The sequence below is a fragment of the Marinobacter sp. EhC06 genome, from assembly GCF_001650915.1.
Taxonomy (GTDB): Bacteria; Pseudomonadota; Gammaproteobacteria; order Pseudomonadales; family Oleiphilaceae; genus Marinobacter.
The window spans coordinates 330813-343536 of sequence record NZ_LXYO01000001.1 but is presented as its reverse complement, the minus strand read 5'-3'; the positions used below and the strand labels follow the sequence as shown (position 1 = coordinate 343536).

Here is a 12724-nt window from a genome sequence, read left to right as displayed (position 1 = left end):
GTTCAAGTAGAAAGGTACCTGCCAAATGCAATTCGTAGACCTGGCCGCGCAACAAGCCCGAATTAAAGACCAGATAGATCAGAACATCCAGAAAGTGCTTGCCCATGGTAAATATATCCTGGGCCCTGAGGTGGCTGAACTAGAGGAGAAGCTCGCTGCTTATTGCGGAGCCAAGCACTGTATCTCGGTGGCAAATGGGACAGATGCGCTGCAAATTGCCCAGATGGCTCTTGGCGTGGGGCATGGCGATGAGGTGATTGTGCCGGGCTTCAGTTATATCGCCACAGCCGAGACACCTGCTGTGTTGGGCGCCCAACCCGTCTACGTGGACATTGACCCAAGAACGTATAACCTGAACCCCGAAAAACTGGAAGCGGCCATTACCCCGCGCACCAAAGCGATTATTCCGGTATCACTCTACGGCCAGTGTGCCGACTTTGACGCTATTAATGCCATTGCCGGAAAGCACGGAATTCCCGTGATCGAAGATGGTGCGCAGAGCTTCGGCGCCAGTTACAAAGGCCGCAAATCCTGTAATCTGACGACGATTGGGTGCACCAGCTTCTTCCCGAGTAAACCGCTGGGTTGTTACGGCGATGGTGGCGCTATCTTCACCAACGACGACGAACTGGCAACCATTCTTCGCCAAATCGCCCGCCATGGTCAGAACAGGCGATACCATCATATCAGGGTAGGGGTGAATAGCCGACTGGATACTCTGCAGGCAGCCATACTGTTACCGAAGCTGTCTTTGTTGCAAGAGGAAATTGAGCTGCGTAACCATGTGGCTGAAGACTATTCGCGATTGTTGAGTGATGCGGGCATTCAGACGGCGCCCTTCATAGAAGACCATAACGTGTCCGCTTGGGCCCAATACACAGTTCGAGTAAACAACCGTGAGTCCGTTCAAGAGGCGCTTAAAGAAGCGGGCGTTCCTACAGCGGTGCATTATCCGATCCCCTTGAATAAGCAGCCCGCTGTGGAAGATACAAACGTTGAATTGCCTGTTGGGGATGCAGTGGCAGAGCTGGTCCTGAGTCTGCCGATGCATCCGTATTTGGAAGAGGTTTCTCGGGAGCGCGTGGTCTCTGCATTGAAATCCGCGGTATGCCCATGAGCCAAGAATTCTCCAAGAAAGTCGTTTTTTTGGGGACATCAAACTCAGTCTTCGTAACACGAACGGCAGAAGAGCTTCACGCTCGTGGCGTCGATGTAAAGATTATTGATCCCTATTCAGCGTCTGCCCGATTAGTGGGAAAAAGCTCACCGGTTAAGTTACTGCGCCTGTTACGCCGTATTTTTTTTACGCGCAAGACAATTCGTCAGCTAGATCAAGGGCAAACTGTGGTGATTCATTCACTTGGCCTTGATCTTTTCTGGATTGCCCCGCTGCTAAAACGGCATTTCAAGAGAGTCGTCGGGCTCGCTTATGGTAGTGACATACTGCTGCGCCAGAAACGACTGGATAAATTACTGGGTAGGGGGCTGCGGCATTTGGATTGTGTTGCAGCTACCAACGCTAACGTGCGCGATGCCATCTTGGAAGATTTTCCTTTTGTTGTCGGAAAAGAGTCGCGCGTTATTCGTTTCGGTCTTTCCGTGTTTGATGAGTTGGAAAAAATTGGGGCCAAATCGGCAGCCGAAGCTCGAGTTAAGTTGGGCTATAATGCTGATAAGCCATTAATTTGTTTGGGGTATTCAGCATCAATCGGGCAGCGCCAGCGAGATCTGATTGCTTTTTTCGCAGAGCAGGCTGAGGTTGTCGGTGATTATCAATTTGTTGTGCCAGTCCAGTATGGTTCACCGGAAGTGAGGCGGGCGGTTGAGCGAGATTGTCAGATTGCAAATCTGAAAGTCGGTGCCGAGATATTTCATCCACTCTCCGAGTTCCATGGTCCCGAAACCTCTGCTCTGATGCGTCTGGCAACCACGGTGTTGATTAACCATTCCGTTTCCGATGCCTTCAGTGGCACTGTTCAGGAAACTGTCTATGCGGGGAACATGGTTCTGGCTGCCAGCCATTTACCCTATGGCAACATGCCGGGATTCGAGACCGCAATAAAGCCTTACGATAATCTGAAGGAATGTGTTTCGGCTCTTCATCCTGATTTTCTCTCACACTGGAAGGGCACCGCAGAGGCTGCACTACCCAAAAACCGTTATGATTTAAGGAAAACCAGTTCGTGGGATGGGGTCATTGACGATTGGTTTACTCTTATCAACGTGAATACCTGAGAGTTATCTAAATGCACTCTCTGTCATGCCGCAACGGCGACTATTCTCTATCGTGGACTCGATCTAACGACAAAGCACGAATGCTGCTACTCGAGGCTGCCGGAAAGGCTAATAAAAACGTAGTGTTTGAGCGCGCGAATGGAGATGCAACTTGACGCCAAGAAAAATCGCAGCGTTCGCTTTGGGGCCAATTGCAGGTGCGTTGCTTGGTCTAATAACTCTCCCCACGATTACATGGTTTTTTGCTCAGGAAGATGTGGGAAGGATAGCTATGCTGCAAGTGACAATAGGCTTAAGCACATTGCTGTTCAGTCTGGGCCTGGATCAAGCCTATGTGCGGGAGTTTCATGACGTAGCCAATAAACCCGCGCTCTTGAAACAATCCTTCCTGCCAGGGTTCCTCTTACTTTTCGCATCATTGGTTGGGCTGCTGAGTCTTGGTGACTTCATGGCAATGTGGCTATTTGACTCTTCAAGCTTTCAGCTAAGTTTATTAATAGCCATAGCGTTACTGGCGGCATTTGTATCTCGGTTTCTGTCCCTGGTTCTTAGAATGAATGAGCGTGGCTTGGCCTTTTCGATGAGTCAGGTTCTTCCCAAGCTACTTTTGCTCGGTTTTATTGGTCTATACGTCTACGCAGAAGTTGATAAGACATTAACCAATCTTATTTTGGCTAACACCGCAGCATTGGTATTTGTCAGTGTTGTATTTGCGTTCAATACACGGAAAGAATGGGTCGCTGGTGCTGCTTCAAAAATCGAATTCGAGCACCTAAAGCACATGTTGAGATTTGGCATGCCGCTGATTTTTGGTGGCATCGCCTTTTGGGGTTTGACTGCCGTCGATAAAGTTTTTCTCAGAGCATTGGCAAGTTTCGAAGAACTTGCAGTTTACTCCGTTTCAGTTAGCTTCGCTGCGGCCGCCATTATTTTGCAAAGTGTCTTTTCAACCGTATGGGCTCCAACTGTTTATAAATGGGCTAGTAAAGGGGAAGGGCTGGAAAATGTACATAGAGTAACTCGATATGTTCTTGCATTAGTAGTCGTACTCTTTTGCTTCGCAGGATTACTTTCCTGGATTGTCGAGCTGTTCTTACCACCTCATTACTCCGAAGTTCAATGGATAGTGGTCTCGTGTCTGGGGTACCCCTTGCTCTATACTCTATCTGAAAGCACCGCTGTAGGAATCGGAATCTCAAAGCGAACTGGCTTTTCAATGTTAGCCGCTGTTATTGCATTTTTTGTTAACACCCTAGGAAACTGGTTATTGATTCCAAAGTATGGGGCGGCAGGTGCAGCAGTAAGTACCTGTTTTTCGTTCTGGGTCTTTTTCTTGCTACGAACCGAATTTTCAATATTTCTTTGGAAGCAAATGCCAAGGTTGGCTATTTATAGTTACTCTGGGTTGGTAGTGTTCGGCGCTATTGTATTTACATTGTTTGGAAGTCGGCTCGGATTGATAACGGTTGGATTTTGGGTGATGGTTCTGGTTTTGGCGATGCAAAGCTTTAGAAAAGAGTTCGAAACAGCGTGGCGTTTTTCTTGCGGTATAGTAAAGCGTAAGGCATCTGGAAATAGTTATTAATTGATATCAACTTTCTCCTGAAGTAACTGTTTTTCTTCACTGCTGCGATCTCCCTGAATTAGCGGCAAAGGGGTACAGTCAAAAACAATCGTGAGCTAAGCGTCTACAAAGCTGCCGCTAGCCGACGACCCTAGATTTTCGAAGTGAAATAAAAGTTGAGTAACAAAGTGAAAAAATTAGTAGTCGCTTTTTTAATATTTATCTGTTCTGCCATCACTGTCCATTATCTTGAGGATGACCTTCTACCATATGTAGTGGAATTAAAGACTTTTATAAGCGGAGATCAACCATTCACTTCAGCGCTCAAAGGATGTAATCAAATTCAAGGTGAAGCCAAAGACTGGATTCATCCAGCCACTTTGTCGCTGACCGTTTACGGAACCGCGCAAACTATTTTCGAGCAAAACTCAAGTCAGAGCCTTCGGGAAGTACTGCCTGCTTATCGCGATAAAGCGCCTGATTTTGAGGAATTAATCTGTGTTGCGGATTATTTGAAAGCTCATTCCAAGGAATTTGAAGGCACCCTACATGGTGATTCCGAGAAATCCAAAGTTCTAGCGTTTCCTTACAACATGGACAAACCTCTTTACGAAATGAAGGCTCCATGGGTGTCTGGTTTGGCTCAGTCATTCGCAGGCCAGGTAATGTTAGCGGCTTATCTAAGAACTGAAGATGAAAGCTATCTCGATGCTGCTCGCTCCATCGCCAATCTTCTTTTCTTGCCAATTTCGGAAGGGGGGGTGCTAGTGACATTTAATGATGGATTCTGGTATGAAGAGTACGCAAGCCCAAACTCTAAACCTCCCTTAGTTTTGAATGGGCATTTGTTGAGTTTGGATTTCCTTTATTGGATGAATGAGTTTGACAGATCAGATAGGTGGAGAATTGGATTCGATAAAGGGCTTGAGTCAGTAAAAGGTAAAATAGAAAATTTTCATTCATTTGCCTGGAGCTTTTATGACCTCGACGGCAACCTTGCGAATAAAAAATATCATCTTTTTCATATTAGGCAACTTGAACGTTATTCAAAGTTTGATAATAGCGGAGAGCTAAAAAAAGCAGCGTCGCGAATGCAATACCATCTTTTATTTCCTGCTGGAGTTTTCGAGCGTTTAATAATTCAGCCGTCTAACCTTCTTTTTTTTCTTGTCGGGTGTTTTTTTGCAATATACAGTTTAATTCTGTATTTTTTATTAAAGTTTCACTCGATCTTCTTTAAAAAGTCTGTTTAGCTACGCCTGTTGTAGTGTTGTCTCTATTCCTTCTTTTCGATGACCTAAGTTATGCGCGCTATGTTAGCGTTGTGTAAAGTGTGGACTAGGCGCAAGTTTGTAATCTTTAATGTTGAGTGCGAAGTCTAACACCTGTTGTTTCTCTAAATGGTGATTGCTCTCCTTTTAAACTTCGGTCCGAAAAAAATCGACCTGAACTCTAAAATTCATCTTCTGATTTAAAAAAATGTTCTGGATAGTCTGGACCGTATTCTTAATTTTAAATATTTCAGTGCTCTTTAAGTTGAGGTCCCACCCAATCTACGAGCCACGAGTGCTGTTTTCCCTCTCGTCTTTGCCTTGGCTAATCACAGGCTACGGCTATTCCATCGATTACGAGGGATTTTTGGCTGCCAAAGCAGGCTTCTATAGTGCCTCATTAGAAGTGCTTTCAATTAAGGCTATGTCTCTCTTCGTCCTAGGGTATTTGAGCTTTATTGCTGGAGCTTCTGTCAAAACCGGGCATCCGGCAGCAGGGCATTTTAACTCCCATCGGAATCCCTCACTTATCTCCAGTTTAAAAATTGTAAGTTGGGTTATGATTTTGCTGGCAGCTTTAAATTTTTCTGTAAATGTAGTGATGATTTCTGGTGGTAATATTCTTGATTATTTGAGTAATACGGCAGGCCGAAGTTACCAAGTCGCAGAAGGGCAGGGTATCAGTGCAATCGGATATATCTTTGGTCTAGTTGGTGTCAACTTTATATTTTATTTTGCAGGAAAAGAAAATACCTCCAAGAAGGCGATGCTATTTTTGCTTATGCTCTTGGTTATCTTTATTCTAGTGAGAGCGTCGCAGGGCCGAATTTTTCAGACTCTCGTTTTTATCGGTTCAACATATGTATGTTACCTTATTGCGATCCATCAGTCGGGTAGAGTCAATGCTAGCTATGTAAAAAGCATTCCAGTGTTCCTGTCATTGGCGTTGCTAGGCGTGGCACTTTACTTTCTGCGGATTCTAAGTGCATACTTTTATTCCGGAAAAGATCTTGCGTCAGTTGATTTCGATTTCATTTTCTCGGGTTTCATGCATTTTGCAGTCGAACGTGGGAATGTTCCCAATGTTCCAATACTTCTGACGCTGATTGATAAGATTCCAGAAGAGACATTCTACTTCGCGGGCTCGACCATTCCAAACTTTCTTTTATGGTTGATACCGAAATCTCTCTTAGCACCAGATTATCTTATTTCATTACGTATCAAAGAATTGTGGTATTTAGATATTCCCGGCGGTGGGTTGCCCCCTACTGGAGTAGGTGAGTGGTATGCAAATTTCGGTATTGCTGGCGTGTTTGTAGGTATGTTTTTGGTAGGTTTTACTTTGAAGTACATTTATTCTAAAGCCCTGAGCGGGAGTAGTCCATATTTGAAGGTTATTTGGGCCAACCTGTCCATTGGTTTTATTGTTATTTACCCAAAGACTGATTTATCGCAGATTCCATCTTTTATAATTCTGGTTGTCGGTATTTTTTGGTTGTGCGCTGGAATTTTGCATACAATTGTTCGACCTAAAAATATTAGATAGAAAAGGGTTTGATTTTGTATTCTATTGATTCATTATGCTTTCAACAGATAATCTGTGGCAGCAAATCTGGCAGTGTCTCCATTGTCGTATTAGATAGAAATAAAGGTTTGCTCTAGCGCTGTTACTTTTTCTGGCTTTTCCAATATTGTGGCCTCATTCAATGAATAATCAACCTAAAGTAGTTCACTTAACTTCGGTTCACAGTCGAAAGGACATCCGGGTATTTCTGAAACAATGTGTCTCGCTTGCAAAGGAGTTCGACTCTGTATCTTTGGTAGTGTCGGATGGAAATGGAGATGAGACACTGAGCTCCGTGAATATCTTTGATGTTGGATCTTTCGACAATCGGCTTGCTCGTATTTTTTGTGCCCCGCGGCAGGTTTATCGAAAAGCAATATCACTTGATGCAGATATTTATCACATACATGATCCTGAGCTTGTTCCCATAGGCCTTAAATTAAAACGGCAAAACAAGGCCGTTATTTTCGACGCCCACGAGGATTTTCCGAAACAATTGCTTAGTAAACCCTATCTTAATCCAGTGTTGAGGCGGTTATTTTCAGAGTCGTTTAAGTTTTTTGAGCGATTAGTTTGCCGCAAGCTCGACGCTGTCGTCGGAGCCACACCTTTTATAAGCGAAAAGTTTGCAAGGATGGGGGCCCGCTCCGTTAACATAAATAATTATCCATTGTTGGGTGAGCTCTCTATTGGCGGGGTCGATTGGTCAGAGAAGCAAGATTTGGTCTGCTATGTTGGGGGTATAGCTGAGATACGAGGAATACATCAAATTGTTGATGGGATTGGGTCAGTTAAATCCCAAGCGCGATTAGCACTGGCGGGTAAATTCGCTAGTAATGAATTGCAGGATGTTGTTTGTCGCGAATCGGGCTGGGCGAACGTCGATAATCTTGGCTTTCTGGGTCGAGAACAGGTTCGCGACTTGATGGGCAGATGTAAAGCCGGATTGGTTACTTTCTTGCCTACGCCGAACCATACTGATGCACAGCCCAACAAGATGTTTGAGTATATGAGTGCGGGCTTGCCTGTGATTGCTTCGAACTTCACATTATGGAGGGAAATCATTGAGGGTAATCAGTGTGGTATTTGCGTAGATCCACGTGATCCCAAGGCCATTGCCGAAGCTATTGATTTTATTGTTGAGCATCCCAAAGAAGCTGAGACAATGGGGCAAAATGGTCAGCGGGCCGTCCAGGAAAAATATAATTGGTTGATCGAAGAGCAGAAGTTGCTCGATCTTTATATGTCTTTGGTAAAGTGAAATTCCGTATGAAACGTTTGTTAACGATAATTGGCGCTCGACCACAATTCATTAAGGCTAGCGTAGTTTCCCGGGCCATTAAGGAAACTGATGGCGTAGAAGAGATCATGTTGCATACGGGCCAACATTTCGACGCGAACATGTCGGACGTCTTCTTTAATCAGTTGGCTATCCCAAGGCCGGATATTCAACTGGACATCCATGGCGGCAGTCATGGTGAAATGACGGGGAGGATGCTAGCAGAAATTGAAAAGGCGCTTATTCAGCATAAGCCTGATCGTGTTCTTGTCTACGGCGACACTAATTCCACATTAGCGGGTGCGTTAGCTGCGGCCAAGCTGCATGTCCCGGTGGCCCACGTTGAAGCCGGCCTGCGCAGCTTCAATATGCAAATGCCTGAAGAGATTAACCGCATTCTTACTGATCAGGTTAGTGATCTGCTGTTTTGCCCAACAAACACCTCAGTCCAGAACCTTGAGAACGAGGGTTTTGCCAGTAAGCCTGCCAAAGTAATTCAGGTTGGGGATGTCATGCAGGATGCCGCGCTACTGTTTGCGGAGAAGGCGGCTGCCCCTGCTGACGGTGAGCTGCCAGAAAAATTTGTTCTGGCGACATTGCATCGAGCCGAGAATACGGACAATCCCCAGAGGTTGTCGAATATCGTTCACGCACTGAACCATATTCATAAAAATGAGGCGCCTGTCGTTTTGCCCCTCCATCCGCGCACCCGTAAGCTTATTGCTGAGCAGGGCCTGGAGCTTGATGTTCATCTGATTGACCCTGTTGGATATTTTGAAATGGTCTGGTTACTCGATCATTGTCAGCTGGTGTTGACAGATAGCGGCGGTGTGCAAAAAGAGGCGTTTTTCTTTGGCAAAGCGTGCGTGACCATGCGCGACCAGACTGAATGGGTGGAGCTTATTGAGGCCGGGGCCAATGAGCTGGTTGGTGCAGATCAGCAGAAGATCGTTAGTGCTACGAGCAAAAATCTTGGGCGTACGGTCAAAGATACTGATCATTTGTATGGCGGAGGAGAGGCCTCGCAGCGAATTGTTAATGAGTTGGTAAAGGCAAACTCATGAGCAAGACCGTATGGGTTATTAATCAGTATGCCTCCACTCCTGCCACAGCTCTGGGGGGGCGGCATTACTACATGGCCCGTGAGATGGCAAAGAAGGGATGTAAAGTCTACCTCATAGGCTCTGCATCTCACCATTTGCTGCGAGAAAAACCGGTTTTTGATGCCACTTTCAAGTTGGAAGAGGTAGAAGGTTTTACATTTGTTTGGGTGAAGATGCCATCTTATGAGCATGCGCACAGCAAAAAGCGCGTGCTTAATTGGCTTCTGTTTCCATGGCGGTTACGCAAACTCGGGCAAGTAATACCGGACAATCCGGATACGATACTTTGCTCCTCGCCTTCGCCATTGGCATTTCTCGGCGCCCAATCGCTGGCAAAGAAGTTTAACGCCAGGTTGGTTTTCGAAGTACGTGATATATGGCCATTGACTCTTACTGAGCTGGGCGGGCATTCCCCTAAAAATCCGTTGATCCAGCTTATGCAATGGGTTGAGGATCGCGCCTACCGCGAATCAGATGCGGTGGTATCCAATCTGCGAAACTCCGTTGAACACATGGTTAGTCATGGAATGGCCCGTGGCAAGTTCACCTGGGTCCCGAATGGCTTTTCCATTGACGAAGTCAGTCTGAAGAGTCCGCTGAACTCCAAGGCACGGAGTCAAGTGCCCGAGGGCAAATTCACCATTGGCTACACTGGCACTCTTGGAATCGCAAATTCCCTGAACACTCTGGTCTACGCAGCAGAGCAGCTGAAGGGCCATCCTGATATCTGCTTTGTTCTGGTCGGCGACGGCAAGGAAAAGCCTGGTTTGCGGCAATTGGTTGCAGAAAAAGGGTTAACCAATGTCTATTTCGTTGATCCAATTCCGAAAGTTGAAATACAGGCTATGTTAGCGCTTTTCGATGTGTGCTACATCGGTTTATCAAAGGATCCATTGTTCCGCTTCGGAGTTTCCCCTAATAAACTTTTCGATTATCTTTATTCTGGAAAGCCAATTATTTACGGAATTGAATCAGGTAGTTATAAGCCAGTGAAGGACATAGGTGCGGGTATTCAGATTGCTGCGGAGGATGCAGAGCAATTGGCTGATGCTGTACTGAAACTGTATTCCATGGCTCCCGAGGAGAGGGAGACTATGGGAGCAAAAGGGCGCAAAGCCGCTCTTGAGCAATATGAATATGGGCAACTAGCAGATAGATTGTCCGATGTGCTATTCGAGTAAGTTCGTTATTGATTAATTATTTCTGTGTGAATGTAGGTTTCCTACGTATGCTTAAAAGGTTATTTGATATTTTTTTTTCGAGCCTTTGCCTTGTGTTATTGAGCCCGATCATTGCAATTGTGGCATTTCGAATTCGCAAAAAGCTTGGTTCCCCGGTTCTATTTCGGCAGTCCCGCCCCGGCCTCTCCGGTAAACCCTTTTCTATGGTTAAGTTTCGAACAATGAAAGATGCGGTTGACGAAAGAGGCAACCTTTTACCCGATTCGGAACGAATGACCTCTTTCGGACAGTTTCTGCGGTCTACAAGCCTTGATGAGCTGCCCGAGCTTTGGAATGTGCTCAAGGGAGATATGAGCCTGGTAGGACCTCGCCCCCTTTTGATGGAGTACGTGTCTCTATATTCTGAGGAACAGTTTCGCCGTCATGAGGTTAGGCCCGGTGTGACTGGCTGGGCACAGGTGAATGGTCGAAACGCTATTTCCTGGGAAGACAAATTCAAACTCGATATCTGGTATGTGGATAATCGTTCATTTTGGCTGGACATTAAGATTCTGTTTCTTACGGTCAAAAAGGTGCTGGTTCGAGATGGCATCAGCGGTGAGGGAGAAGTCACAATGTCGAAGTTTACTGGGAAAGACGAATAATGCGTTTGGCCATTCTTGGCGCGAGTGGCCATGGCAAGGTTATTGCCGACGCTGCAGAGCAACTCGGCTGGCAGGATGTCATTTTTTTTGATGATGCCTGGCCGAGCGTTAAGGAGAACGGGCCCTGGAGTGTGAATGGCCCAACGGAACGGTTGATCGAGCGGGTATCGGAATTTGACGGCGTTGTGGTTGGCATTGGCAACAACCGAACCCGCGAAGAAAAACAATGTGAGCTAGCGAGAGCTGGCGCGAACTTGGTTTCTATCGTTCACCCGGCTGCGACCGTTAGCTCTCGCGCATCCTTTGGACCTGGAACTGTTGTTTTTGCCAATGCAGTCATTAACCCTTGTGCCTACGTCGGTGGTGGCGTCATTGTCAATACCGGTGCAGTAGTAGAGCACGATTGTGTCGTTGGTAATTTCGCTCATATTAGCCCAAACGCGGTTTTAGCCGGTGGCGTCAAGCTCGGCCAACAAGTTTGGGTGGGTGCCTGTGCCTCAATAAAGCAGTTGGTCTCCGTCGGGGATGCCTCGATTGTTGGAATGGGAGCTGTAGTGACTAAAGATGTCGGGTCTGGTGTAACCGTGGTGGGAAATCCAGCGCGAATCCGCCGCCAATGAATTCTTCAATTTTTCAAGTTCAGGATACAACTGAGTAAACCATGTTAAACGGACCATTTTCCCCCTGGCCTTCTTTTACTAACGAAGAAGCCAACGCTGTGCGTGATGTTTTGCTATCTAACAAAGTCAACTACTGGACGGGGCGGGAATGCCGGGAGTTTGAGCGAGAGTTTGCCACTTTTTCTGATTCCGAATATGCCGTCGCTCTGGCTAACGGTACAGTGGCGCTAGACTTGGCTTTGAAAGCGCTTGGTATCGGGGGGGGCGATGAAGTGGTGGTAACGCCGCGGACCTTCCTGGCGTCTGCATCCAGTATTGTGACTTCTGGGGCGGTGCCAGTGTTCGCGGATGTGTCTCCCGACTCCCAGAATATTACGCCGGAAACTGTGCGCGAGGTTATCACGCCTCGCACCCGCGCAATTGTGTGCGTGCACTTGGCAGGCTGGCCCTGTGATATGGATGGGTTTATGGCGCTGGCGGAGGAGTTCGGGCTGGCTGTAATTGAAGACTGTGCCCAGGCTCACGGCGCGCGCTATAAGGGGCGCTCTGTAGGTTCCATTGGCCATGTAGGATGTTGGTCTTTTTGCCAGGACAAGATTATGTCTACCGGCGGTGAGGGTGGCATGGTAACAACCAACGACCGGGAGCTTTGGTCGAAGATGTGGTCTTTTAAAGATCATGGGAAAAGTTGGGAAGCGGTCTACGAGCGTGAGCATCCCCCTGGGTTCCGTTGGTTGCATGATTCTTTTGGCACCAACTGGCGGATGACTGAAATGCAGGCGGTGATCGGCCGACTACAACTGCGCCGAATGCCAGAGTGGCACCGGGCCCGAACCAATAATGCGGAGCGCATTTGGGCTACTGGTCGCGAATTGCCAGCATTGCGAGTGCCTGAATTCTCCTGTGGTGTCAGCTGTGATTCAGGGTGCCCAGGAAGGAATGGCTGCTCCCACGCCCATTATAAATGCTATCTGCAGGTAAGGCCGGATCGTCTCGCGCCGGGATGGTCAAGGGACCGGATTGTTGAGGAGGTGGTCGCCCAAGGGGTGCCGTGTTTCCAGGGCTCTTGCTCAGAGGTCTACCGTGAGCGCGCCTTTGATGGCACTGACTGGCGTCCGTCGAAGCCACTTGAAGTGGCGCAAGAGTTGGGTGAGACCAGCTTGATGTTCTTGGTGCACCCGACTTTAACGCAGGCAGAGATAGAAAAAACCTGTACGGTTCTTCGAGCCGTAATGGAACAGGCCACCCGCGGCTGAGCCTCTC

At 47.1% G+C, this 12724-nt stretch carries 11 protein-coding genes; all 11 read left to right on the top strand.

The annotated features are described in order from the left end of the window. Window positions 1–25 precede the first annotated feature (25 nt). Complete coding sequence (locus tag A8B84_RS01525; RefSeq protein ID WP_064228729.1) at window positions 26–1117, top strand: DegT/DnrJ/EryC1/StrS family aminotransferase; 1092 nt, start codon at window positions 26–28, stop codon at window positions 1115–1117. After that, on the top strand, window positions 1114–2235 hold the full coding sequence (locus tag A8B84_RS01520) for a glycosyltransferase family 4 protein (RefSeq protein WP_138103128.1): 1122 nt from the start codon (window positions 1114–1116) through the stop codon (window positions 2233–2235). The genes A8B84_RS01525 and A8B84_RS01520 overlap by 4 nt, the downstream gene beginning before the upstream one ends. Window positions 2236–2386: 151 nt before the next feature. Beyond that, window positions 2387–3820: a lipopolysaccharide biosynthesis protein gene (locus A8B84_RS01515; protein ID WP_064228731.1), complete on the top strand. Its 1434-nt coding sequence runs from the start codon at window positions 2387–2389 to the stop codon at window positions 3818–3820. Between the two features lie 167 nt (window positions 3821–3987). Then, entirely contained in the window at window positions 3988–5052 is a 1065-nt protein-coding gene (locus A8B84_RS01510) for a D-glucuronyl C5-epimerase family protein (protein ID WP_138103130.1), read from the top strand. A 313-nt stretch (window positions 5053–5365) separates the two neighbouring features. After that, window positions 5366–6616, top strand: coding sequence for an O-antigen polymerase (locus A8B84_RS01505; protein ID WP_161487085.1), 1251 nt, complete (start codon window positions 5366–5368; stop codon window positions 6614–6616). Window positions 6617–6776: 160 nt separating this feature from the next. After that, a complete protein-coding gene (locus tag A8B84_RS01500; RefSeq protein WP_064228734.1) occupies window positions 6777–7895 on the top strand; it encodes a glycosyltransferase family 4 protein in 1119 nt (372 codons plus the stop codon). After that, window positions 7841–8977, top strand: coding sequence for a non-hydrolyzing UDP-N-acetylglucosamine 2-epimerase (gene wecB / locus A8B84_RS01495; protein WP_296625374.1), 1137 nt, complete (start codon window positions 7841–7843; stop codon window positions 8975–8977). Before A8B84_RS01500 ends, wecB begins: the two co-directional genes overlap by 55 nt. Next, a complete protein-coding gene (locus A8B84_RS01490) occupies window positions 8974–10197 on the top strand; it encodes a glycosyltransferase family 4 protein (RefSeq protein WP_064228736.1) in 1224 nt (407 codons plus the stop codon). Before wecB ends, A8B84_RS01490 begins: the two co-directional genes overlap by 4 nt. A gap of 47 nt (window positions 10198–10244) precedes the next feature. Next, a complete protein-coding gene (locus A8B84_RS01485; RefSeq protein ID WP_064228737.1) occupies window positions 10245–10841 on the top strand; it encodes a sugar transferase in 597 nt (198 codons plus the stop codon). Further along, window positions 10841–11461 carry an acetyltransferase gene (locus tag A8B84_RS01480; RefSeq protein WP_082905034.1) on the top strand — a complete coding sequence of 207 codons (621 nt, stop codon included), beginning with the start codon at window positions 10841–10843 and terminating at the stop codon, window positions 11459–11461. The genes A8B84_RS01485 and A8B84_RS01480 overlap by 1 nt, the downstream gene beginning before the upstream one ends. Before the next feature lie 41 nt (window positions 11462–11502). Continuing rightward, window positions 11503–12717: a DegT/DnrJ/EryC1/StrS family aminotransferase gene (locus A8B84_RS01475; RefSeq protein WP_064228739.1), complete on the top strand. Its 1215-nt coding sequence runs from the start codon at window positions 11503–11505 to the stop codon at window positions 12715–12717. The last annotated feature ends 7 nt before the right edge of the window (window positions 12718–12724 follow it).